The sequence below is a fragment of the Brenneria sp. L3-3C-1 genome (genome assembly GCF_016456245.1).
In the GTDB taxonomy this organism is placed as follows: Bacteria; Pseudomonadota; Gammaproteobacteria; order Enterobacterales; family Enterobacteriaceae; genus Brenneria.
In genome coordinates, this window is the sequence record NZ_JAEMHF010000001.1 from 402,529 (window position 1) to 427,031 (window position 24,503).

22 protein-coding genes are annotated in these 24,503 nt (G+C 53.2%); 13 read left to right on the forward strand and 9 right to left on the reverse strand.

Annotated elements, in window-relative coordinates:
- The first annotated feature begins 129 nt into the window (after positions 1–129).
- Positions 130–1,665, forward strand: a complete 1,536-nt coding sequence (gene murJ, locus JG725_RS01790; protein ID WP_199376303.1) for a murein biosynthesis integral membrane protein MurJ — start codon at positions 130–132, stop codon at positions 1,663–1,665.
- Positions 1,666–1,752: 87 nt separating this feature from the next.
- On the opposite strand, the gene argS is transcribed toward murJ, so the two are convergent.
- A complete protein-coding gene (gene argS / locus JG725_RS01795) occupies positions 1,753–3,483 on the reverse strand; it encodes an arginine--tRNA ligase (RefSeq protein WP_199376305.1) in 1,731 nt (576 codons plus the stop codon).
- Between the two features lie 638 nt (positions 3,484–4,121).
- On the opposite strand from argS, the gene JG725_RS01800 reads away from it, so the two are divergent.
- Both JG725_RS01800 and cutC read left to right on the forward strand, forming a co-directional pair.
- Entirely contained in the window at positions 4,122–4,670 is a 549-nt protein-coding gene (locus JG725_RS01800) for a VOC family protein (protein ID WP_199376306.1), read from the forward strand.
- Positions 4,671–4,923: 253 nt separating this feature from the next.
- Positions 4,924–5,682 (forward strand): copper homeostasis protein CutC, encoded by a 759-nt coding sequence (gene cutC / locus JG725_RS01805; protein ID WP_199376308.1) that lies wholly within the window; start codon positions 4,924–4,926, stop codon positions 5,680–5,682.
- Positions 5,683–5,802: 120 nt separating this feature from the next.
- Here the strand turns inward: cutC and cmoB are convergent, their stop codons facing one another.
- The 4 genes from cmoB to JG725_RS01825 all read right to left on the reverse strand — a co-directional run bounded on the left by cmoB (position 5,803) and on the right by JG725_RS01825 (position 9,077).
- Positions 5,803–6,774, reverse strand: coding sequence for a tRNA 5-methoxyuridine(34)/uridine 5-oxyacetic acid(34) synthase CmoB (gene cmoB, locus JG725_RS01810; RefSeq protein WP_172288012.1), 972 nt, complete (start codon positions 6,772–6,774; stop codon positions 5,803–5,805).
- Positions 6,771–7,514: a carboxy-S-adenosyl-L-methionine synthase CmoA gene (cmoA, locus tag JG725_RS01815; RefSeq protein WP_199376310.1), complete on the reverse strand. Its 744-nt coding sequence runs from the start codon at positions 7,512–7,514 to the stop codon at positions 6,771–6,773. The genes cmoB and cmoA overlap by 4 nt, the downstream gene beginning before the upstream one ends.
- Before the next feature lie 153 nt (positions 7,515–7,667).
- Positions 7,668–8,063, reverse strand: coding sequence for an MAPEG family protein (locus JG725_RS01820; protein WP_172288010.1), 396 nt, complete (start codon positions 8,061–8,063; stop codon positions 7,668–7,670).
- Positions 8,064–8,264: 201 nt separating this feature from the next.
- Positions 8,265–9,077 carry a DUF72 domain-containing protein gene (locus JG725_RS01825; RefSeq protein WP_172288009.1) on the reverse strand — a complete coding sequence of 271 codons (813 nt, stop codon included), beginning with the start codon at positions 9,075–9,077 and terminating at the stop codon, positions 8,265–8,267.
- Between the two features lie 266 nt (positions 9,078–9,343).
- Between JG725_RS01825 and aspS the strand changes: the two genes are divergently transcribed.
- The 6 genes from aspS (at position 9,344) to ruvB (ending at position 14,654) form a co-directional block, all read left to right on the forward strand.
- On the forward strand, positions 9,344–11,140 hold the full coding sequence (aspS, locus tag JG725_RS01830) for an aspartate--tRNA ligase (protein WP_199376312.1): 1,797 nt from the start codon (positions 9,344–9,346) through the stop codon (positions 11,138–11,140).
- Between the two features lies 1 nt (position 11,141).
- Positions 11,142–11,585, forward strand: coding sequence for a dihydroneopterin triphosphate diphosphatase (gene nudB, locus JG725_RS01835; protein ID WP_172288006.1), 444 nt, complete (start codon positions 11,142–11,144; stop codon positions 11,583–11,585).
- 27 nt (positions 11,586–11,612) lie between these two features.
- Positions 11,613–12,356 carry a YebC/PmpR family DNA-binding transcriptional regulator gene (locus JG725_RS01840; protein ID WP_172288004.1) on the forward strand — a complete coding sequence of 248 codons (744 nt, stop codon included), beginning with the start codon at positions 11,613–11,615 and terminating at the stop codon, positions 12,354–12,356.
- Between the two features lie 60 nt (positions 12,357–12,416).
- Positions 12,417–12,938 carry a crossover junction endodeoxyribonuclease RuvC gene (gene ruvC, locus JG725_RS01845; protein WP_199376314.1) on the forward strand — a complete coding sequence of 174 codons (522 nt, stop codon included), beginning with the start codon at positions 12,417–12,419 and terminating at the stop codon, positions 12,936–12,938.
- An 86-nt stretch (positions 12,939–13,024) separates the two neighbouring features.
- The gene (gene ruvA / locus JG725_RS01850) at positions 13,025–13,642 is read left to right on the forward strand and encodes a Holliday junction branch migration protein RuvA (RefSeq protein ID WP_172288002.1); all 618 of its coding nucleotides are present in this window, start codon (positions 13,025–13,027) and stop codon (positions 13,640–13,642) included.
- A gap of 7 nt (positions 13,643–13,649) precedes the next feature.
- Positions 13,650–14,654, forward strand: coding sequence for a Holliday junction branch migration DNA helicase RuvB (ruvB, locus tag JG725_RS01855; RefSeq protein ID WP_172288000.1), 1,005 nt, complete (start codon positions 13,650–13,652; stop codon positions 14,652–14,654).
- Positions 14,655–14,718: 64 nt separating this feature from the next.
- Here ruvB and znuB read toward each other — a convergent pair whose 3' ends face one another.
- Together znuB and znuC are read right to left on the reverse strand one after the other, a co-directional pair.
- The gene (znuB, locus tag JG725_RS01860; protein WP_172287998.1) at positions 14,719–15,510 is read right to left on the reverse strand and encodes a zinc ABC transporter permease subunit ZnuB; all 792 of its coding nucleotides are present in this window, start codon (positions 15,508–15,510) and stop codon (positions 14,719–14,721) included.
- Positions 15,507–16,265 carry a zinc ABC transporter ATP-binding protein ZnuC gene (gene znuC / locus JG725_RS01865; RefSeq protein ID WP_172287997.1) on the reverse strand — a complete coding sequence of 253 codons (759 nt, stop codon included), beginning with the start codon at positions 16,263–16,265 and terminating at the stop codon, positions 15,507–15,509. Before znuC ends, znuB begins: the two co-directional genes overlap by 4 nt.
- Positions 16,266–16,338: 73 nt before the next feature.
- Here znuC and znuA point away from each other — a divergent pair, with 73 nt between their 5' ends.
- From znuA to lpxM, 3 genes are all read left to right on the forward strand, one after another.
- Positions 16,339–17,367: a zinc ABC transporter substrate-binding protein ZnuA gene (znuA, locus tag JG725_RS01870; RefSeq protein WP_199376316.1), complete on the forward strand. Its 1,029-nt coding sequence runs from the start codon at positions 16,339–16,341 to the stop codon at positions 17,365–17,367.
- A gap of 12 nt (positions 17,368–17,379) precedes the next feature.
- The gene (gene mepM, locus JG725_RS01875; protein ID WP_172287993.1) at positions 17,380–18,705 is read left to right on the forward strand and encodes a murein DD-endopeptidase MepM; all 1,326 of its coding nucleotides are present in this window, start codon (positions 17,380–17,382) and stop codon (positions 18,703–18,705) included.
- 97 nt (positions 18,706–18,802) lie between these two features.
- Complete coding sequence (gene lpxM, locus JG725_RS01880; RefSeq protein ID WP_172287992.1) at positions 18,803–19,774, forward strand: lauroyl-Kdo(2)-lipid IV(A) myristoyltransferase; 972 nt, start codon at positions 18,803–18,805, stop codon at positions 19,772–19,774.
- 110 nt (positions 19,775–19,884) lie between these two features.
- Here the strand turns inward: lpxM and pyk are convergent, their stop codons facing one another.
- Together pyk and JG725_RS01890 are read right to left on the reverse strand one after the other, a co-directional pair.
- The gene (pyk, locus tag JG725_RS01885; RefSeq protein WP_172287990.1) at positions 19,885–21,327 is read right to left on the reverse strand and encodes a pyruvate kinase; all 1,443 of its coding nucleotides are present in this window, start codon (positions 21,325–21,327) and stop codon (positions 19,885–19,887) included.
- 306 nt (positions 21,328–21,633) lie between these two features.
- Positions 21,634–22,503: a MurR/RpiR family transcriptional regulator gene (locus JG725_RS01890; RefSeq protein ID WP_172287989.1), complete on the reverse strand. Its 870-nt coding sequence runs from the start codon at positions 22,501–22,503 to the stop codon at positions 21,634–21,636.
- A 365-nt stretch (positions 22,504–22,868) separates the two neighbouring features.
- On the opposite strand from JG725_RS01890, the gene zwf reads away from it, so the two are divergent.
- A complete protein-coding gene (gene zwf, locus JG725_RS01895) occupies positions 22,869–24,344 on the forward strand; it encodes a glucose-6-phosphate dehydrogenase (RefSeq protein ID WP_172287987.1) in 1,476 nt (491 codons plus the stop codon).
- Positions 24,345–24,503 lie beyond the last annotated feature (159 nt).

Sequence of the window (24,503 nt, forward strand, 5' to 3'; positions counted from 1 at the left end):
GAAAAGTTCAACGGTCGTTACAATGCCGGGTAGCTATTAAGCGCGCAATGCGTAGACTAGTCGCACCGCGCAATCAGGATGACCGCAGAATGGTCGATAACAGTCCCGAACATTTCAGAATATAATCGGATGAATTTACTTAAATCACTGGCAGCCGTCAGTTCAATGACCATGCTTTCACGCGTGTTAGGTTTTGTGCGTGATGCAATAGTGGCGAGAATTTTTGGCGCGGGCATGGCGACGGACGCATTCTTTGTCGCCTTTAAACTCCCTAATCTGTTACGCCGCATTTTTGCGGAGGGCGCATTCTCTCAGGCTTTTGTGCCCATTCTGGCTGAATATAAAAGTCAGCAGGGCGATGAAGCGACCCGAACCTTTCTCGCCTACGTCTCCGGTATGCTGACGCTGATCCTGGCGCTGGTGACCGTGGCGGGTATGGTGGCGGCGCCGTGGGTGATTATGGTGACCGCCCCCGGCTTTGCGGCTACGCCCGATCGTTTTGAACTTACCTCGGCGCTGTTGCGGGTCACGTTCCCTTATATCTTGCTGATTTCCCTGACCTCAATGGTGGGATCGGTGCTGAATACCTGGAATCGGTTCTCGGTGCCGGCATTTGCTCCGACGCTGCTGAATGTCAGCATGATCGGTTTTGCCCTGTTCGCGACGCCGTATTTTGATCCGCCGGTGATGGCGCTGGCCTGGGCGGTACTGGTCGGCGGTTTGCTGCAACTCGGCTACCAACTGCCGCACCTGAAAAAGATCGGCATGCTAGTATTGCCCCGAATCAAATGGCGCGAGCCGAGCGTCTGGCGGGTGATGAAACTGATGGGGCCTGCGGTTCTGGGGGTATCGGTTAGTCAAATATCACTGATCATCAATACCATTTTCGCCTCATTTCTCAGTGAAGGGGCGGTATCGTGGATGTACTACGCCGATCGGCTGATGGAATTCCCGTCGGGGGTGCTGGGCGTGGCATTGGGCACCATTCTTCTGCCTTCGCTGGCGAAAAGCTTTGCCAGCGGCAATCATGATGAATATTCCCGCCTGATGGACTGGGGATTGCGGCTGTGCTTTTTGCTGGCGCTGCCCAGCGCGGTCGCATTGGGGATTCTGGCCCAACCGTTAACGGTATCGCTGTTTCAATACGGAAAATTCAGCGCCTTTGATGCGGCGATGACGCAACGGGCGTTGATTGCTTATTCCGTGGGGTTAATGGGGCTGATCGTTGTGAAGGTGCTGGTGCCCGGGTTTTATTCCCGGCAGGATATCAAGACGCCGGTGAAAATTGCGATTGTGACGCTGATTCTGACTCAGGTGATGAACCTGATCTTTATCGGTCCGTTGCAACATGCGGGGCTGGCGCTTTCCATCGGGCTGGCATCCTGTCTGAATGCCGGATTATTGTTCTGGCAATTACGCAAGCAGGATATTTTTCATCCGCAACCCGGCTGGACGCGCTTTCTGCTGAAGCTGGCCATTGCCGTGATTATGATGTCGCTGGTGTTGGTTGGCCTGCTGTGGTGGATGCCCGCCTGGGATGTCGGCGGTATGACCTGGCGCATAACACGGCTGATGCTGGTCGTGGCGGCGGGGGCGGGGGCCTATTTTGTCACGTTGGCGGTACTGGGATTCCGACCGCGCGATTTCGCCCGCCGCAGCGTCTGAGTTGCTCTTCCAAACTCGTTTTCTCCCTCCCCGTCTAAACTGATGTCCAGGTTTAGGGATCGGTTCAGTTAAGGGGAGGGCCGGAGTTTACATCTTCTCTACGGTAGCAATACCCAGCGTATCCAGGCCTTGTTTGAGCGTTTTGGCCGTCAGCAATGCCAGTTTCAGGCGGCTTTGACGAACCTCATCGTTTTCGGCATTCAAAATCGGGCAGTGTTCGTAAAAACCGGAGAACAGCCCCGCCAGATCGTACAGATAGGCGCACATCACATGCGGCGTCCCGTCGCGGGCAACCGTGGTGATGGTTTCTTCAAATTGCAACAACCGGGTGGCGAGGGCAATTTCACGTTCTTCACTCAGCATAACCGGCTGTGTCAGGCTGCCTTCCTGAATGTCCGCGCGTTTAAAGATCGAGGCCACGCGAGTATAGGCATACTGCATATAAGGCGCGGTATTGCCTTCGAACGCCAGCATGTTATCCCAGTCAAAAATATAGTCGGTGGTGCGGCTTTTGGACAAGTCGGCATATTTTACCGCACCGATGGACACCACTTTCGCCAGCTCATGCAATTCGTCGCTGTCCATGTGCGGATTTTTTTCGGCAATAAGCTTACAGGCGCGCTCATAGGCCTCATCCAGCAGATCGGAAAGCTTAATGGTGCCGCCGGCGCGGGTTTTAAACGGCTTGCCGTCTTTGCCCAACATCATGCCGAACATATGATGTTCCAGACTGACGGAATCCGGCACGTAGCCCGCCTTACGTACAATCGCCCAGGCCTGCATCAGATGCTGGTGCTGACGCGAATCGATGTAGTAAAGCACCCGGTCGGCATGCAGCGTTTCATAGCGGTATTTCGCACAGGCGATATCGGTTGTGGTGTAGAGATAGCCGCCATCCTTTTTCTGGATGATAACGCCCATCGGTTCGCCTTCCTTGTTCTTGAATTCATCAAGGAAAACAACCGTTGCGCCTTCGCTCTCAACCGCCAGACCTTGCGCTTTCAGATCGGCGACGATGCCCGGCAACATGCTGTTGTACAGGCTCTCGCCCATGACATCGTCTTTCGTCAGCGTGACGTTAAGGCGCTCATAGGAGATCTGATTCTGCGTCATGGTGATGTCCACGAGCTTGCGCCACATCTGACGGCAATATTCATCGCCGCCCTGTAGTTTTACCACATAGCGCCGGGCTCGTTCCGCGAACTCGGCATCGTCGTCATAATGCTTTTTCGCTTCCCTGTAGAACGCTTCAAGGTCAGATAGCGCCATCTCTCCGGCATTGTCATTCTGCACTTTTTCAAGATAGGCGATCAGCATCCCGAACTGTGTGCCCCAATCACCGACATGGTTGGCCCGGATGACGCGGTGACCCAGGAATTCCAATGTACGCACCGCCGCATCGCCAATAATGGTGGAGCGCAGGTGGCCGACATGCATCTCTTTGGCCACATTGGGGGCTGAATAATCAACCACGATAGTTTGCGGTTCAACCGGTGTTACGCCCAGTTTGGGCGCGATCAGCGCATTCTCTACCTGGCGGGCAACCCACTGTTTATCGAGAAAGATATTAATAAAACCCGGGCCTGCGATTTCTGTTTTTTCTGCGATGCCATCCAGCGCTAAAAGCTGAACGACTTTTTCCGCCAATTGACGCGGAGGCATGCCAAGTTTTTTGGCAACGGCCATAACGCCGTTAGCCTGATAATCGCCAAACTGTACTTTCGCCGACTGGCGGACCTGCGCTTCGCTACCAATAGGAGCGCCCGCTGCGGCCAATGCCTGGCTAACTTTTTCGGAGAGAAGAGCCTGAATATTCACCGGTTTACCTTAAATAAAAAATCAAGCCCTGCTTATACCATATTTGCCTTTACGAGTCAGCAGATGGGGCGGGCGCGGCGGTGGGAAGTGACATGCTTACATTGAAAGTGACGGGAGATGGGATGAGATAAAAAGTGATATTTGGCCGGCGTATTGAAATTTTTATGTGAAATAGGGACAACCGAGCGTTTCGATCTTAACGTTTCTTTGTCTTTGAGTTTACGCCAATTTTGTGTTCGCTCTTGGTTTTAAAGTGGCGAAAAATAGCATATGCCGCAATAATGACCAGCAGAATTGAAATGATTAATAGCATCATGATGAAGACTCGCATTATTATTTGGACGTTCAAATTATCCTGTTTCTTTTCTTCATTCAATGGGTGTGATTTTATTTAAGACAACTCTCAACAAAGGTCGGGCGAGGATCGGTAGGTCAATAAATAGCAGGCATTTTTGGGATTATTAATCAATCCTGTTGATTCTGTTTATCCCGATTTCACGATGACTTTTGGCGCCGAAAGCACGAATAACCAAAAAAGAATAAAAATATAACCACATTAAAAAGTGATGGATGGTGATATTCTCACCCTGTAAATTTCCCCCTGATAATTTGCGTGGTTAATGAGGAGTCATACCTATATGTTGCCTGAAGATTTGGCGGTGGATCTGGTTCGTTTCGAGCAAAAGTTGAATGAGTTTGCGGCGGTGCTTCAACTGGATTTGACGCAGTTCAACGCCGATCACATTTCGTTGCGTTGCCATCAGAATGCGACCGCGGAACGCTGGAAAACACAGATGTTGAACATCGGAAGCCTGCTTTCCGAAAATAGGATTAATGGGCGACCTATTTGTCTGTTTATATTAAATTCGGCAATCAAAATCGGCCCCTGGCGCATTGATTGTATTGAGTTACCCTGGCCGGGGAAAAAACATTATCCGCATGAAGGATGGGAGCATGTGGAGTTGTTGCTGCCGGGCGAACCGGATACTTTGCATCAGAGAGCGCTAGCCGGTTTATCCGATGAAGCATTGCGTACGCCGGGCATAAAACTTAATTTCAGTTCGCCGCAGGGTGAAAAAGAGCGTATCCCTAATCCCACGCTGGCCGTCACCAATGGAAAGGTAACCATAAAGTTTCACCCATTTGATATTCGGGATATTGTGGCAAGTGAAAACGGCGACCTATGAAAGCGGCGCTGACGGAAATTGTTGTGACCGAGCAGCCAGCGTTTCACGATTTATCCTGCTGCTAAACACATTAATAGAATTGTGGTTTATGTCATATTTATTGCAGGTATTTATCGTATTCAATGTGACCCTGGTCTCCTCATGGCGCACGCTTGAATGCCATAGTTATCAATTCACGTAATTCATGGACGATCCCGCGTAATTTAGGGAAATGAAATTTAGTGGTATTCAGCAGCGTTAAATGGAGGTGGATATGCCAAAACTGGAGGTATGTTGTTATCGCATTGAGTGCGCAATCACCGCAGAACAGGCGGGTGCGGATCGGGTTGAGCTATGCTCCGGCTTACGGGACGGGGGATTAACGCCGGCATATGGAGTCTTGCGCCTTGCTCGTGAGAAAATAGCGATTCCCGTTCATCCTATTGTGCGTCCCCGCGGCGGTGATTTTTGCTATAGCGCCAGCGAATTCGCGTCGATTAAATATGATATTGAGCAAATTCGGGAGATGGGTTTTCCTGGTGTGGTTATCGGTATTCTTGATGCTGAAGGGCATGTCGATTTACCGCGGATGAAAGAGATTATGTCGCTGACCCGGGGAATGGCGGTGACTTTTCACCGCGCGTTCGATATGTGCCTGAATCCTTATATTGCGCTGGAACAACTGACGGATTTGGGCGTCGCCCGGATCCTGTCGTCCGGGCAACAGCAGACTGCCGAAAACGGATTGGTATTATTGCGTGAACTAACTCATGCCAGCCGCGGTCCAATCATTATGGCCGGATCCGGTGTGCGATTGACCAATCTCCATAAATTCCAGCAAAGCGGTATTCAAGAACTGCATAGCTCTGCCGGACTGTGGATGCCATCAGTGATGCGCTATCGCAAAATTGGTGTGTCCATGTGCTCAGATACCGATATGGATGAGTTTAGCCAGTATTGTGTTGATGGCGATGTGGTGGCTGCGATGAAACGAGCATTAAGCACAGACCGTGCAACATCATCGGTTTCATAACTGTTTTCAGGTTGTGCATATCAACCTGCCAGAGCACCCTTGCCGCGCAGCATACCGACAGGTTTGCTTGCGAGTACCAAGCCCCGGCGTGTTGCCGGGGCTTTTTTTCTGCCCATAACCTCAAGGCTTGCGGGCGACCAGCACGGCGCGCACGGGCGCAGGGTAGCCTTCCACGGTTTTACAGCGATCGGCGGGATCGAGAAAATCAGCCAGTGATTCGGTGATCATCCAGTCGGTTCTGCGCTGCTCCTCCGGCGTGGTGGGGCAGATATCCACGACCCGGACATCCACAAATCCGCATTTTTTCAGCCATTGGGTCAGCGCATCGGGCGAGGGGATAAAATAGACATTGCGCATCTGCGCATAGCGTTCTCCCGGCACCAGCACCTGATTTTCGTCACCGTCGATGACCAGCGTTTCCAGCACCAGCTCGCCGCCGGACACCAACTGATTTTTTAACTGCCACAGATGATCGAGCGGCGAGCGGCGGTGATACAACACGCCCATGGAAAAAACCGTGTCAAACGCCGCCAACTCCGGCAACTGTTCGATGCCAAGGGGCAACACGTGGGCGCGCTGGTCATCACCCAACAGCTTGCGTACCGCTTCAAACTGACACAAGAACAACTGCATGGGATCAATGCCGACCGCCATACGCGCGCCTTCACCTACCATCCGCCACAGGTGATAGCCGCTGCCGCAGCCGACATCAAGAATCAGACGATCCTGCAACGGCGAGATATGGGGAAGCACGCGCTGCCATTTCCAGTCAGAGCGCCATTCGGTATTGATATTTACGCCGTAAAGCGAGAACGGGCCTTTGCGCCACGGCATCAGGTTGCGCAGCAGCACTTCTATCCCTTCACGCTGTCCGGCGGAAATATCCGGCGCCATGCCGGCGGTCACGCTATTTGTCAGATCGAGATGCGTGGGCGTCAGCGCGGGAAGATGCTCAAGGGTGTTGAACCACAGTTTGAATTTACCGTGCAGCGATTCCTGCTGCCAGCGACTTAACTGCGAGGGCAGGGTATTAAGCCAGTGACTTAGCGGACCTTTAGCGATTTGCTGATAAAAATTGCCGAAATCGATCACGCCTTGTCCCCTGTCTTGAGCGCCAGTAATGAACCGAAATTAAAGCATTGGAACCAGAGTTCGGCATGCTCAAAGCCAGCCTGCTTCAAGCGACGCTTATGGGTATCCACGGAGTCGGTCAGCATGATGTTTTCCAGCATGCTGCGCTTTTGGCTTATTTCTAATTCACTGTAGCCATTGGCGCGTTTGAAATCGTGGTGCATGTTGAATAACAGCTCATCCACCTCGGCATCGGCAAAACTGAATTTTTCGGACAACACCAGCGCGCCGCCGGGTTTTAACCCGCCATAGATCCGGTCGATCAATGTTTGCCGGTTGGCCGGATCGAGAAACTGAAGGGTGAAGTTCAGCACTACCATGGATGCGTTTGCAATTTCAATATCAAGAATATCCGCTTCGAGGATCTCCACCGGGGTATCCGAACGGAAAGCATCAATATGATTGCGGCAGCGTTTTATCATCGCCGGCGAATTATCCACCGCGATAATTTTGCAACCCGGCACGTGAATATTGCGCCTTATCGACAAGGTGGCGGCGCCCAGGGAGCAGCCCAGATCATAGATCTGACTCTCCGGTTGCACGAAGCGTTCCGCCAGCATTCCGATCATTGAAATAATGTTGGAATAGCCGGGGACGGAACGCTGAACCATATCTGGAAAGACTTCGGCAACGCGTTCATCGAATGTCCAGTCGCCGAGATTGGCAATCGGGGCGGAAAAAAGCAGGTCGCGGTTTGGCATGGCAAAAGTAATGGCTGAGAGTGATAATTGAGGGGGCATATTCTAGCAGAATGATGCAAGAAAGCATGTATACCCTGCATCTTTCAAGCTACCGGCGTATTGGCTGCCGGTCGACATCATCCGAACCCGGCATGACTTGGGGCGCGAGAGGGCTTAATACAGGGTAAAAACCATTTCCCAGGGAAGATAATAGAGGTTGACCAGCGACATCAGGAGTAATGAGACATAGGTTGCCGCCATGCCCGAGCGTCTCCAGCGAAACTCACGCTGCCGCAGACCGTAGTAATGAAACAGACGCCCGACAATCAACAGCATGCCGCACAGGTGGATCATCGCGACGATGGCGCCGTTCATCTCCATCAAAACTAACAGAATAGCGCCGATAGGAATATATTCCACCGCATTGCCATGAACCCGGATGGCCGTCTGTAGTTCATAAAATCCACCATCGCCATAGGCTACGCGGTACTGCATTCTGAGTTTAACCACGTCGACAGACAACTTGATCAACAACAATGCGCCAAGCACTACGTAGAGCGCGCTTACCATTTTTAACTCCATGACTGACCGAAAACGGCTTGCAGAATAATAGCTTTCCCTGGCAGAACTGTCGCCTGTAAAGCCAACTTTTTTTATCTGAAATGAACCCGGTTATAGTTACGTTTATAAGGAAAAGAACTAATGAATAACGGGCGCGCCGCGGTTATTCACATGAGTTATCAGTCTTTGTCAGTCAACAACAAATGGTTATTAAAACAGGGATGCCTGCTGAGGCCAGTCTGGCGGCGCGGGCATCGTGGGAATAATACCGGCCAGTAACGGCCAGAGCTGTTGCGCCAGCAACGGCGCATCGCCGATATCGGGCGTATGAATAAACAGAAAAGGTCGCGCGTGAGACCATTGCGGCAGTTTATTGAGCCACGGCTGAAACCAGGACCGATTTTCCTCAAGATCCTCACTGCCGATAAAGCGAATTAACGGTTGCGTGGCGGTCAACACGGCATGAACCGGGACGCGCGGTTTTTTGCGTTGCGCCTCCCGCATCGCCGGACTGTCCGGCGCGGCATGATGTACCGGGCGGCTGTCCATGATAACGCGGTTCATCCCACGCTTCCGTAACCCCTGATTCAAGGCGCGTTCACTCTCGCCTTTGGCGAAAAAATCTGGGTGGCGAACCTCAACGCCGTAGCTGAAGCCTTGCGGCAGCGCGTCGAGAAATTGCCACAGCGTGGGAAGCTGGGCCGGGCCGAAAGCCGCGGGCAACTGAACCCAGAGTTGCCCAATCCGCGATGCCAGCGGGGCCAGACATTGGTAGAAGCCGAGCACCTCCTGTTCACAGTTGCGCAGCCCAGCCAGATGGCTGATGGCGGACGGAAATTTAAAGCAGAATCGAAAATCATCGCTAGTCATATCACGCCAGCGCATCACCAGTTCACGGCTGGGCAACGCATAAAAAGTCGTATTCCCTTCAACACAGTTAAAGTAGCGGGAATAATCCGCCAGATCGTGCAATCCTAAACGACTCCAGGCAGGATGTTGCCATTGGGGTAATCCGATATACATTGTTTTGTTCCGGTAACAAATTAAGCCTATATTAGCGATCATTTCATTAACCGATAACGAAAATTGTCAAAAAGAGTGTGCGGGCTAGCCGCAGAGCGTTACCTTCATACTTATCGTCCGGGCGAATTTCCTTTATAATAGCCGCCTTTTTTCATCGGACAGTAATCCAGAAAAACCATGCCGTTCAGCAAAGATACCACGGCTTTTTCAACCGCTCAGTGCGGCGAAAAGGGGTGGGTTGTGCGGCTGAGTAAAAGGACATAGTGATGCGTACTGAATATTGCGGGCAGTTGAATTTGTCCCATGTGGGCCAGGAAGTGACATTGTGCGGTTGGGTTAACCGCCGTCGCGATCTGGGTGGTTTGATTTTTATCGATATGCGCGACCGCGAAGGTCTGGTGCAGGTGTTCTTTGATCCGGATCGGCAGGATGTACTGAAACAGGCATCCGAACTGCGCAACGAATTCTGTATTCAACTGAAAGGCGTAGTACGCGCCCGTCCTGACAGTCAAATCAACCGGGATATGGCCACCGGTGAAGTGGAAGTTCTTGCCACGGCGCTGACCATCATCAACCGCGCCGAGCCGCTGCCGCTGGACTCGAACCAGACCAACACGGAAGAAGCGCGTCTCAAGTACCGTTATCTGGATTTGCGCCGCCCTGAAATGGCTCAGCGTCTGAAATCCCGTGCGCGCATTACCAGCTTTGTGCGTCGTTTTATGGACGATCACGGTTTTCTGGATATTGAAACGCCGATGTTGACCAAAGCGACGCCGGAAGGAGCGCGTGACTATCTGGTGCCGAGCCGGGTGCACAAAGGCAAATTCTATGCGCTGCCGCAGTCGCCTCAGTTGTTCAAACAGCTGCTGATGATGTCCGGTTTCGATCGCTATTATCAAATCGTCAAATGCTTCCGCGATGAAGATTTACGCGCCGACCGCCAGCCTGAATTTACCCAGATCGATGTGGAAACCTCGTTCATGAGCGCTTCGCAGGTGCGTGAGGTGATGGAAAAACTGGTGCGCGAACTGTGGCTGGAAATTAAAGGCGTGGATCTGGGCGCGTTCCCGATCATGACATTTGCCGAAGCCATGCGCCGTTTTGGTTCGGACAAGCCGGATTTGCGCAACCCGCTGGAACTGGTGGATGTGGCCGATCTGGTAAAAGATATTGAATTCAAAGTTTTTTCCGGCCCGGCGAACGATGCCAAAGGCCGCGTCGCGGCTATCCGCGTTCCCGATGGCGCGAAGCTTAGCCGCAAGCAGATCGATGAGTACGGCAAGTTTATCGAAATCTATGGCGCCAAAGGTCTGGCCTATATCAAGGTTAACGAACGCGCCAAAGGTCTTGAGGGCGTACAAAGCCCGGTGGCCAAATTCCTCAGTGAAGAGGTATTGTCCGCCCTGCTGGAGCGTACCAGCGCCGCCGATGGCGATATCCTGTTCTTTGGCGCCGACAGCGCCAAAGTGGTGACGGATGCGCTTGGCGCGTTGCGTTTGAAGCTGGGCCGCGATCTGAGCCTAACCCGGGAAGGGAGCTGGGCGCCATTGTGGGTTATCGATTTCCCGATGTTTGAAGACGACGGCGAAGGCGGTCTGGCGGCCATGCACCATCCGTTTACCGCGCCGCGCGACATGTCCCCATCCGAACTTGCCGCCAATCCGGTAGCGGCCATCGCCAACGCCTACGACATGGTGCTGAACGGTTATGAAGTCGGCGGCGGCTCTGTGCGTATTCATAACGGCGATATGCAGCAAACGGTGTTCGGCATTCTGGGCATCAACGAGCACGAACAGCGCGAAAAATTCGGCTTTCTGCTGGACGCGCTGAAATTCGGCACCCCGCCGCATGCCGGACTGGCGTTCGGTCTGGATCGTCTGGTGATGTTGCTGACCGGCACCGATAATATTCGCGATGTTATCGCTTTCCCGAAAACCACGGCGGCGGCGTGTCTGATGACGGAAGCCCCGAGCTTCGCCAACCCAACCGCGCTTGAGGAGTTGTCGATTGCCGTGGTGGGGAAAGGGAAAGCGGCGCAGGACGGTAAATCCGGGAACCAATAAGATGAAATACAAGCGGCCCGTTTCGGTTCTGGTGGTGATTTATGCCCGTGACACCGGGCGGGTGCTGATGCTGCAACGGCGTGATGATCCTGATTTCTGGCAATCCGTCACCGGGAGCATTGAGGAAGGCGAAAATGCGCCGTCGGCCGCACAGCGTGAAGTTAAAGAAGAAGTTAATATTGATATATCCGCAGAGGCGTTATCACTCTTTGACTGTCAGCGCTGTATTGAGTTTGAGCTATTTGCTCATTTAAGACGTCGCTATGCGCCGGGGGTGACGCGCAACACAGAACACTGGTTCTGTCTGGCGCTACCCGAGGAACGCGAGGTGGCGATTACCGAACACCTCGCTTACCAGTGGCTGGATGCGCCCAGCGCGGCGCGGCTTACCAAGTCGTGGAGCAACCGGCAGGCGATTGAGGAATTTGTTATTTATCCGGCCTGAACAAACAGGCTTTTTTCGGAGATTTTTATGGCAGGTCATAGTAAGTGGGCCAACACAAAGCATCGTAAAGCAGCACAGGACGCGAAACGCGGCAAAATCTTTACCAAGATCATCCGCGAACTGGTTACCGCCGCCAGGCTGGGCGGCGGCGATCCGGGATCAAACCCGCGTCTGCGCGCCGCCATCGATAAAGCCCTGTCCAACAACATGACGCGCGATACCCTGAACCGCGCCATCGCCCGCGGAGTGGGTGGCGACGAAGACAACAACATGGAAACCATCATTTATGAAGGTTACGGCCCCGGCGGTACGGCGGTGATGGTTGAATGTCTGAGCGACAACCGCAATCGCACGGTTTCCGAAGTGCGCCACGCTTTTTCCAAGAGCGGCGGCAACCTCGGCACGGATGGTTCGGTGGCTTATCTGTTTACCAAAAAAGGCGTTATTTCCTATGCGCCGGGTCTGGATGAAGACACGGTGATGGATGCCGCGTTGGAAGCGGGCGCGGACGACGTGGTAACCTATGACGACGGCGCCATTGATGTCTTCACGCCATGGGAAACCTTTGGCGAAGTCAAGGATGCGCTGGATGCGGCGGGCCTGGTGGCCGAAGCCGCCGAGGTGTCGATGATCCCCTCCACCAAAGCGGATATGGATGCCGAAACCGCGCCGAAGCTGATGCGCCTGATCGACATGCTGGAAGACTGCGACGATGTGCAGGAAGTTTATCACAACGGCGAGATCTCCGATGAGGTGGCCGAATTACTATAACGGCGGCACGATGATGGAGAGGCGGCGCCTTTCCATCCGGCGAACCGGCGGAGCGTGACGATGGCGATAATACTCGGCATCGACCCCGGTTCGCGCGTAACGGGCTATGGCATCATTCGCCAGCAGGGGCGTCAGCTCGCGTATCTCGGCAGCGGCTGTATCCGCACCGTTGTCGATGATTTGCCTACCCGCCTTAAGCTGATTTACGCCGGGGTGAGTGAAATCATTACCCAGTTTCACCCGGACTGTTTCGCCATTGAGCAGGTGTTTATGGCGAAAAATCCCGACTCGGCGCTCAAGCTGGGGCAGGCGCGCGGCGCGGCGATCGTGGCGGCGGTGAATCAGGATTTACCGGTGTTCGAGTATGCCGCGCGGTTGGTGAAGCAGACGGTGGTGGGAACGGGCGCGGCCGATAAAAAGCAGGTGCAGCATATGGTGCGCTCGCTGCTCAAATTATCCGCCAGTCCGCAGGCTGATGCGGCCGATGCGCTGGCGATCGCCATTACCCACTGTCATTTTAACCAGAACCTTATCCGTCTCGGCATTGAGAAACGTCATCCGGCGTCTGGGCGGTTACGCTGAAACCGAGGCTGGATATTCATCCAGCCTTTTTTATGCTATAAGCTATATCCTGTTGTTTGCTGATAATACGTAAAAGGAAGATCAACGTGATAGGTCGTCTCAGAGGCATTATTTTGGAAAAGCAACCGCCGCAGGTGCTGATAGAAGCCAACGGCGTTGGCTATGAAGTCCACATGCCAATGACTTGCTTTTACGAACTCCCGGAACTGTCCCGGGAAGCGGTTATTTTTACCCATTTTGTGGTGCGTGAAGACGCGCAACTGTTGTTTGGCTTCAATGACAAGCAGGAAAGGGCGCTGTTTCGCGAGCTGATTAAAGTCAATGGCGTGGGGCCGAAACTGGCCTTGGCTATTCTTTCCGGGATGTCCGCCTCGCAGTTTGTCAGCGCAGTTGAACGCGAAGAGATCGGCGCGTTGGTTAAGTTGCCCGGCGTAGGTAAAAAAACCGCCGAGCGTCTGGTGGTTGAAATGAAGGATCGTTTTAAAGGGCTAAGCGGCGATCTGTTTAATTCAGCCAGCGATATCCCGCCGACATCGACGTCCTCCGCCGATAATGCGGCCGGCGATGCGGAAGCGGAGGCCGCTTCCGCGCTGGTTGCTCTGGGTTATAAACCCCAGGAAGCCAGCCGGTTAATCGCCAAGGTTGTTCGTCCGGATTCAGACTGCGAAACCCTGATCAGGGACGCATTACGCGCTGCGCTGTGAGGTATTCATGATTGAAGCAGATCGTTTGATTTCCGCAGAGGCTGTTCCCGAAGAGGAATTTATTGATCGCGCCATTCGCCCGAAGCTGTTGGCGGAATATGTCGGTCAGCCTCAGGTCTGCGAGCAGATGGAAATTTTCATTGAGGCGGCGCGCAAACGCGGCGACGCCCTGGATCATCTACTGATTTTCGGGCCTCCCGGTTTGGGGAAAACGACGTTGGCGAACATTGTCGCCAACGAGATGGGCGTGAATTTGCGCACCACGTCCGGGCCGATACTGGAGAAGGCGGGGGATTTGGCGGCGCTGCTGACCAACCTCGAACCGCACGATGTGCTGTTCATCGATGAAATCCACCGATTGTCGCCGGTGGTCGAAGAGATTCTGTATCCGGCGATGGAAGATTATCAACTGGATATCATGATTGGCGAAGGGCCGGCCGCGCGTTCGATTAAACTTGATTTGCCGCCGTTTACGCTTATCGGCGCGACCACTCGCGCCGGTTCGCTCACCTCGCCGTTGCGCGATCGTTTTGGCATTGTGCAGCGTCTGGAGTTTTATAAGGTGGCCGATCTGCAACATATCGTCAGTCGTAGCGCGCAATGTCTGGGCGTCGAGTTAACGTATGACGGCGCGCTGGAAGTGGCGCGCCGTTCACGCGGTACGCCGCGTATTGCCAACCGGTTGCTGCGTCGCGTGCGGGACTTCTCGGAAGTCAAATCCGAGGGGGCAATCACCGGCGAAGTCGCTACGCTGGCGCTGGATATGTTGGCCGTGGATACCGAAGGGTTCGATTACATGGATCGGAAACTGCTGCTGGCGATCATCGAGAAGTTTACCGGCGGCCCGGTCGGGCTGGATAATCTGGCGGCGGCGATCGGCGAAGAGCGGGAAACCATCGAAGATGTGCTGGAACCTTTTTTGATTCAACAGGGCTTTATTCAGCGCACGCCGCGCGGGCGTATGGCGACCCAGCATGCCTACCGCCATTTTGGCCTGACGCGTGAAGAGTAGCCGGCTGTAAGGCGGCTGAGGTTGCTGACAAAGTCGTCAATAAGCCTGAGATACTCGGCGGCGTTTAGAATCGCTCCCGGCGGTTTTTGATCAGGCTTGCCATAAACAGCAGTGACGCGCACAGAACGACAGACGGCCCGGCGGGCGTGTTGTAACCGGCGGAAAACGCCAGACCGCCGGTAATGGCGATGGTGCCGATAATAATCGCGAAGCCGGCCATTTGCTCCGGTGTGCGGGCAAAGCGGCGGGCGCTGGCGGCCGGGATAATCAGCAGCGAGGTAATGATTAACGCGCCGACGAACTTCATGGCGATGCCAATCGTCAGCGCGGTAACCAGCATCAGGAGCAGCTTGGTGCGTTGCAGATTGACGCCATCCACATGGGCCAGTTCAGGGCTGATTGTCATGGATAGAAGCGGGCGCCACTGCCAGCTCAGCACCGCAACCACCACGGCCACGCCGCAGCCGATAATCCACAGATCGTCCGTGGTCACGGAAAGCAAGTCGCCGAACAGATAAGCCATCAAATCCACCCGAACGTTATCCATCAGGCTGACCACCACCAGACCGAGCGACAGCGCGCTATGCGCCATAATACCCAGCAGGGTGTCAACCGCCAGATAAGGGCGCCGCTCCAGCCAGACCAGACCCAGCGCCAACGCCAGTGTGACGGCGATGACGGCGAAGAACAGATTAATGTCCAGCAACAGGCCAAAGGCCACACCCAGCAGGGAGGCGTGAGCCAGCGTATCGCCGAAATAGGACATGCGCCGCCAGACAACAAATGACCCCAGCGGCCCCGCGGCCAGCGCAAGGAAAATACCGGCTAACCAGCCGGGAAGCAAAAGCTCAATCATGCGTCGTTCCCGCCTTGTCTTTTCAGAATGATACGTCCGTTTAAGTCGTGACGATGATTATGATGATGTCGGTAAATCGCTAACTGCTCGGCGCCGCGCTGGCCGAACATGGCTAAAAATTCGGGGTGCAGGGACACCACTTCCGGCGATCCCGAGCAACAGACATGCTGATTAAGGCACAGCACTTCGTCGGTTTTTGCCATCACCAGATGGAGATCGTGGGAAACCATCAATACGCCACAGTTGAATTCCTGACGCAGTTGATTGATCAGATCATAAAGCGCGAGCTGGCCGTTGACGTCCACGCCCTGCGTTGGTTCATCCAAGACCAGCAACTGTGGGTGGTTCATTAAAGCCCGGGCCAGCAGAACGCGCTGATTTTCGCCGCCGGACAGTTTCTGCATCGGCTGTTGCAGCAGGTGCGCGGCCTGAACGCGTTTGAGGGCGGGTAAGATATCCTGTTGTTTCACGCCGGGACGCAGGCGCATAAAACGGCTAACGGTTAACGGCAGCGTAGGGTCCAGATGAAGTTTTTGCGGGACGTAGCCAATACGTAGCCCGGGCGTTTTTTGCAAAGAGCCGGAGGTGGGCGACAGCAAGCCTAGAACAACGCGCACCAGGGTGGATTTCCCCGCGCCGTTAGGCCCCAGCAGCGTAAGAATACGTCCCGGCTGTAACGACAGCGAGATATCCGACAGCACTGTCCGGCTGCCAAATGACACGGAAATATTATTGAGTGATACCAATGTGGACATAGAATTCGACTTGCACAGATTTCGTAATGTTATAATATAACAATTCACACCTGAATCAATGAGAAAATATGCGATGCAAATGCCTATTCAACAAAATAAATGGTTAAAAAGTGTGTTTGTTGTCAGCGCACTGATGGCTTCCGGTGCGTCGATTAATGCGGCTTGCGCCGAGGTCGTAACCTCTATCCGCCCGCTGGGTTTTATCGCCGCCGCGATAACGGATGGAATTACGCCAACCGATGTCCTGCTGCCCAACGGCGCTTCGCCCCACGATTATGCCTTGCGTCCGGCTGATGTCCAGCGTTTACGGTCGGCTGAGCTGGTTATTTGGGTCGGCCCGGAAATGGAAGCTTTTTTAGGCAAGCCGCTGTCGCAGTTGGCGCCCGCCAGGCAAATTACGTTATCCGAATTGCCGGCGATAAAAGCGGCGCTGAAAAAAGAAGCCCAACATCAGCACGCGCATGACGATGGCGATCATCAAGATGAACACCATGATCACGAGCATCACGAGGGCGTCAGTGAGCCTCATCACGCTGCGGATTCGGCGCATGCGGAAGATGACGATGGGCACCATCACGGTGAGTACAATATGCACATTTGGCTGTCTTCGGAGATGTCAAAACAAGCAGCCGTCGCTATTCATGAAAAATTATTGGAACTTATGCCTCAGAATAAAGACAAACTAGACGCGAATCTGCTTTATTTCACAGATAAAATCGCGCAAACAGATAAAAAAATTGCTAACATGCTAGCGCCTGTGCGGGGTAAAGGTTATTTCGTATTTCATGATGCCTATGGCTACTTTGAGCAACGCTATGGTTTAAGCCCATTAGGTCATTTTACGATCAACCCGGCGATTCAGCCCGGCGCACAGCGTTTACATCAGATAAGAACACAGTTGGTTGAGCATAAAGCCGTATGCGTTTTTGCTGAGCCACAATTCAGGCCAGCCGTTATTAATGCTGTCGCCAAGGGAACTGACGTGCGCTCGGGCGTGCTGGATCCGTTGGGAAGCGATATCGCACTGGGTAAAGATAGCTATGTGAATTTCTTGACGCAGCTGTCGAGCCAGTATCTGAGCTGCCTGGAGGAAAAATCATGAGGATACGAATAAGTGCAGCAGATAGTCCGAACTATCGCTCTGGCGTATAATAGCTTACCAAGACCCCACCGCGTCATGCTGGGGTCGCTTACCGTCGTCACATTGGCCGTTGCTGTTTGGCGGCCTTTTGTTTATCCCCCCGTTAATGATGCCCCGGTAATAGTGAAAGATGTCGCGCTGGACGCAAACCAGCAATTGCGCACACTGACGCCGGAGGCCAGCGAACCTATCGATCAGCCTACGCCGGATGACGAGATCCCGCAGGATGAGCTGGACGATAAAGTCGCTGATGACGGCGGGGTGCATGAATATGTGGTGTCGACCGGTGATACGTTAAGCAGCATCCTTACTCAGTACGGCATTGATATTGGCGATGTCACACGGCTGGCAGAGCAAAATCGGGATTTGCGCAACCTTAAGATTGGTCAGCAGATATCCTGGGTGCTGGGCGATAACGGCGACTTGCAGAGTCTGACCTGGCAGATGTCCCGCCGGGAAACCCGGATTTATGAGCGCGTCGGTTCCGATTTCAAAGAGCGGATCGAAATGCTGAAAGGGGAATGGCGCAATAGCGTGTTAAATGGTCGGCTAAACGGCAGTTTCGTCAACAGCGCCAGAAATGCCGGCTTAACCAACAGTGAAGTCAGTGCGGTGATTAAAGCGCTGCAATGGCAGTTGGATTTTCGCAAGCTGCGCAAAGATGACACCTTTTCCGTGCTGATGTCCCGCGAGATGCTGGATGGCCGCAGTGAACAGAGTGAACTGCTGGGTGTCCGCCTGAATACCGGCGGTAAAGATTACTTTGCGATCCGCGCCGCAGACGGTAAATTTTACGATCGTGAAGGCTCCGGCTTAACGCGTGGATTTATGCGTTTCCCTACCATGAAACAGTTCCGAATCTCTTCCAACTTCAACCCCCGCCGTCTTAATCCTGTTACCGGCCGCGTCGCGCCGCATAAAGGCGTTGATTTCGCCATGCCGGTGGGAACGCCGGTGCTGGCCGTGGGTGACGGCGAAGTGGTGATTGCCAAACGCAGCGGCGCGGCGGGCAACTATGTTGCGATACGTCATGGTCGTCAGTACACCACGCGCTATATGCACCTGAATCGCATCCTGGTAAAACCGGGCCAAAAGGTCAAGCGAGGGGATCGCATCGCCTTATCCGGGAATACCGGCCGTTCCACCGGGCCGCATCTGCATTATGAATTCTGGGTAAACCAACAGGCGGTCAATCCATTAACGGCCAAACTGCCTCGCTCTGAAGGATTGGCTGGTAAGGAACGCAATGATTATCTGGCTCAGGTGAAAGAGATTGTTCCTCAGCTCAAGTTTGATTAGTTGCTGATGACGAATAGTTAGCCGGCAGCTTGCTGCCGGCGTTTTCATTTATAGGTTCCTGATATTTTTGCTTTAGGTTTATTTGAAGAGTTGATGTATGGAAAAAGATAAAAAAAACAACGATGAGTTTGTTCCGCAGTTCCAGCGCGCCTTTTATCATCCGCGCTATTGGGGCACCTGGCTGGGCGTTGGGGCGATGGCGATTGCCGCGTATATCCCTGCGCGCTTGAGAAATCCCGTCCTGGGCGGGTTAGGCCGTCTGGTTGGTCGGTTTGCAAAGGGTGCCCGTCGGCGGGCGCGTATTAATCTGCTGTATTGTATGCCCGAGCTAACCGAGGCGCAGCGTGAAACCATTATCGATAATATGTTCGCCACGGCGCCGCAGGCGATGATCATGATGGTGGATGTGGGTATCCGCGATCCCAAAAGTGTGGAAAAACACGTCCGTTGGCACGGCGAAGAGATACTGAATAAGTTGAAGGAACAAGGCCGTAACGTGATTTTCCTGGTGCCGCATGGCTGGGCCGTCGATATTCCGGCGATGCTGATGACGTCTCGCGGACAGCGTATGGCGGCGATGTTCCATAACCAAAAAAATGCGCTGGTGGACTTTTGGTGGAATACGCTGCGCCGCCGCTTTGGCGGGCGTATACATGCGCGTAATGACGGTATAAAACCGTTTATCAGCTCAGTGCGGAAAGGGTGCTGGGGATACTATCTTCCCGATCAGGATCATGGGGCGGAGCACAGCGAGTTTGTGGATTTTTTCGCCACCTATAAAGCGACGTTGCCGGCGATTGGTCGCCTGATGAAAGTATGCCGTGCGGATATTGTGCCGCTGTTCCCGGTGTATAACGCGAAAACCTGTTGTCTTGACGTATTCATTCGCCCGCCGATGGACGGTCTGGAAAATGCGGACGATAGGCAGATTGCCCGCCGCATGAATGAAGAGGTCGAGATCCTGGTCAGGCCGAATCCGGAACAGTACACCTGGATCCTGAAATTGCTGAAAACCCGCAAGCCGGGGGAGATAGAACCCTACTGCCGTGACGATCTCTATAAGCAATAGCGGCCTGAATGCGCCGAGCCGCTTTTAAGAACAATGGGCGCATAAAAAAGCCGGATGATTTTTCAATCATCCGGCTTTTTTGATCGGTTCGCTATGGTGATGGCGAACGGTTATTCGACGCGCAGGATACGGATGGTGTTGGTGGTGCCGACGGTGCCCATTACGTCGCCCTGAGTCACAATAACCAGATCCCCGGACATCAGGAAGCCCTTATCGCGCAACTGGATGACCGCATCATTGGCGGCGGCGACGCCATCGGTATAGCTGTCAAAATGCACTGGCGTAACGCCACGATAAAGCGCCGTCAGATTCAGCGTGTGTTCATGACGCGACATGGCGAAAATGGGCAGACCGGAACTGATACGGGACATCATCAGCGCGGTGCGCCCCGATTCCGTCATAGCAATCAGCGCCGTCACGCCTTTCAGGTGATTAGCCGCGTACATTGAAGACATCGCAATGGACTCTTCGATGTTATCGAACTGTACATCAAGGCGGTGTTTGGATACGTTGATGCTGGGGATTTTTTCCGCGCCAAGACACACCTTCGCCATCGCCGATACCGTTTCGGCCGGATATTGCCCGGCGGCGGTTTCGGCAGAGAGCATAACGGCATCGGTGCCGTCCAGTACGGCGTTGGCGACGTCCATGACTTCCGCTCGTGTCGGCATCGGATTGGTGATCATCGATTCCATCATCTGCGTGGCGGTGATCACCGCACGGTTGAGCTTACGCGCCCGGCGGATCAGCTTTTTCTGGATGCCGACCAGTTCGGGATCGCCGATTTCGACGCCCAAATCACCGCGGGCGACCATGACGACGTCAGAAGCCAGAATGATATCGTCCATCGCTTCGTCGGAACAAACGGCCTCTGCGCGTTCAACTTTGGAAACGATTTTTGCGTGGCAACCAGCATCGCGAGCAAGACGGCGGGCGTAATTCAAATCTTCGCCGGTGCGAGGGAAGGAGACGGCCAGATAATCCACACCGATTTTAGCCGCGGTGATAATGTCTTCTTTGTCTTTTTCCGTCAGCGCTTCGGCAGAAAGACCGCCGCCGAGCTTGTTAATCCCTTTGTTGTTAGACAACGGCCCGCCGACGGTGACTTCGGTGTAAACCTTCATGCCTTCAACCTGAAGAACCTTCAACTGCACACGGCCGTCATCCAATAACAGGATATCGCCGGGAACCACGTCGCTGGGCAGGCCTTTGTAATCAATACCGACTTTCTCTTTATCGCCTTCGCCTTTGGACATGTTGGCGTCCAACAGGAATTTATCACCGATATTCAGAAAAACTTTACCTTCCTTGAAGGTGGAAACGCGAATTTTGGGACCCTGTAAATCGCCAAGAATGGCAACATGGCGGCCTAATTTCGCCGCAATTTCACGCACTTTATTGGCACGTAATAGATGATCTTCTGCTGTGCCATGAGAAAAATTCAAGCGTACTACGTTAGCGCCTGCAACGATAATCTTTTCCAGATTGTTGTCGCGGTCGGTAGCTGGCCCCAGGGTGGTGACGATTTTGGTTCTTCTGAGCCGTCTGGACATGTATAACTCCGTTGACTTGTGAAGCAGTAGTGTTGCGATTAATATCGGATAACGATGTAAAGTGTAACTTTACAACGAAACTATTTCATCTATACCTTTCATCTTTCACGTCGCCGGTCTTTTTCCCGCATCCCGTCGGCGGGTTTGCTAAACCGCGAGGATTCGTTCCGTGACCATCCGGCGGGCCTTGAAATCGGTTGGATATACGTTACCCGAGTTCCGTATTGAGTCTGGTTTATAGTTATTCTATCTTTCAGATTAAATGGTTATAGCCTTGTAAAAATAAATAACGTTCAGTATTAAAAATCAACTGAAAGGGTGGAGAAATGGCGCCTCTTTATCAAAGCGCGATTCCCGTAATGCTTCCTTGACTCGCTTCAAGTTATCTCTGAATTTTTCCCCGCGCCGCAGCGTGAAGCCGGTTGCCAGCACGTCAATCAGGGTAAGTTGCGCAATGCGGGATACCATCGGCATATACACATCCGTATCTTCCGGAACTTCCACCCTGAGCGTCAGAGAGGCTTCACGCGCTAAAGGCGTATCGTCGGATGTGATGGCGATCACTGTAGCATCATTCTCCCGCGCTAGCCGCGCCATTTCAACCAGGCTTTTCGTTCTTCCGGTATGCGAGATGAGCACAACAACGTCTCCTTCGCTGGAGTTCATGCAACTCATGCGCTGCATGACGATGTCGTCAAAGTAAACCACGGGAATATTGAACCGAAAGAACTTGTTCATGGCGTCATGGGCGACCGCCGCCGATGCGCCAAAACCGAAGAAAGAGATTTTTTTCGCCTGGGTAAGCAGATCCACCGCCCGGTTAATCGCCATGATATCCAGACAGGACTTCACATGTTCCAGCCCGGCCATCGTAGATTCAAATATTTTGCTGGTGTAGGCATCGACACTGTCATCCTCTTCTACGTTGCGATTCACATAAGGTGTGCCATTCGCCAGACTTTGCGCCAGATGTAGCTTAAAATCAGGAAACCCTTTCGTGTCCAGACGGCGGCAGAAACGGTTGACGGTGGGTTCACTGACGACAGCCATTCTGGCCAGGGTGGCGATGCTGGAATGGATTGCCGTTTGCGGGGCGCTCAGGATCGCTTCAGCGACTTTTCTTTCCGACTTGCTCAGAAGTTCCAGGTGGTTCTGAATTTTTTCCAGCATATTCATATGAGAAAGGCCATGTAAGTTTTTCCGATTTCAACCAAAGGAGCAACCGATGCGGATTTCGTGAAAATATACTACGGCCTTTGACGGTTGGCAGAGAGCAAAACGTGAAGTTGTGCGCTTTTTTTGCCAGAACATGACATGTGTCTAACTTTCAGAAAAGTAATCTGCTGTCAGAAATGATGAAAGATTTCTCTTTCAGGCATATGCCTCATGCGCTTTAGTCATTGTAACAAGCCGGTTTTTGGGTAATTTTCAGTAAGCTTAAACCGAGGTTTTGAGTATTTGGACGGGTTTACTGGCCCGAGTCAAAAAGAGTACATTACTGCTGTAATAAAATTACAGTATCCCGCAACGAGGAGATGAACATGGCGGTAACTTCAACAGCCCAGGCGTGCGACTTGGTTATTTTCGGCGCGAAGGGCGATTTGGCGCGCCGTAAATTGCTGCCTTCCCTGTATCAGTTGGAAAAAGCAGGTCATATCCATCCGCAAACGCGGATCATCGGCGTAGGACGAGCCGACTGGGATAAAGCTGAATACACCCGCGTGATCCGTGATGCGCTGGATACCTTTATGAAAGAGCCGATTGATGAAGCGTTGTGGGAAACGTTAAGCAACCGGTTGGATTTCTGTAATCTTGATGTTGACGATACGCAAGGTTTCGGCAAGTTGGGCAAAATGCTCGACCAGAAAAGCCGCACCACCATTAACTACTTTGCTATGCCGCCCAGTACCTTTGGGGCGATTTGCCGTGGTTTGGGCACCGCAGGACTGAATAAAGAGCCGGCGCGCGTGGTGATGGAAAAGCCGCTGGGAACCGATTTGGCTTCCTCGTGCGTCATCAACGATCAGGTCGCCGAGTATTTTAACGAGTGTCAGGTTTATCGTATCGACCATTATTTGGGTAAAGAGACGGTGCTGAACCTGCTGGCCCTGCGTTTTGCCAACTCGTTGTTCTCCGCCAACTGGGACAACCGGACGATCGATCACGTACAAATCACGGTTGCTGAAGAAGTGGGGATTGAGGGACGCTGGGGTTACTTCGATAAAGCGGGTCAGATGCGCGATATGATCCAGAACCATCTGTTGCAGATTCTGACCATGATTGCGATGTCGCCGCCTTCTGACCTGACGACCGATCGCATCCGTGATGAAAAAGTGAAAGTACTACGTTCGTTACGCCGCATCGATCGTAATAACGTGCATGAAACAACGGTACGGGGTCAGTATACGTCTGGTTTTGTGCAGGGGAATAAAGTTCCCGGCTATCTGGAAGAAGAGGGCGCGAATAAAAGCAGCGGCACCGAAACCTTTGTGGCAATACGCGTTGATATTGATGACTGGCGCTGGTCGGGGGTGCCTTTTTACCTGCGTACCGGCAAGCGTCTGCCGACGAAATGCTCCGAAGTCGTGGTGTATTTTAAAAACCCGGCGTTGAACCTGTTCCGCGACTCTTATCAGCAATTGCCGCAGAACAAGTTGATTATTCGTTTGCAGCCGGATGAAGGGATTGAAATTCAGATCCTGAATAAAATCCCCGGACTGGAGCATAAGCACCGCTTGCAAACGGTGAAGCTGGATCTGAGTTTCTCCGAGACCTTTAATCAACAACACCTGGCCGATGCCTATGAGCGCCTGTTGCTGGAAACCATGCGGGGGATTCAGGCGTTGTTTGTGCGTCGCGACGAGGTCGAGGAAGCCTGGAAGTGGGTTGACTCGATCATGGACGCCTGGTCAATGGACAACGACGCGCCGAAGCCTTATCAGGCGGGGAGCTGGGGGCCGGTGGCGTCGGTGGCGATGATCACCCGCGACGGTCGTTCGTGGAACGAGTTTGAATAACGGATACGCCGTGTCCGCGGCTCGGACAGGGTGCATTTGTATTATGTGGTTATGGTTTTAATGTGTGGCTAACGGTGCGGTCGGACGTCTGCAAATGCAGACCCCTGTGGCAGGGGCGCGCTATATCATTAATGATGCCCCTGGGCATGACTGGAGATA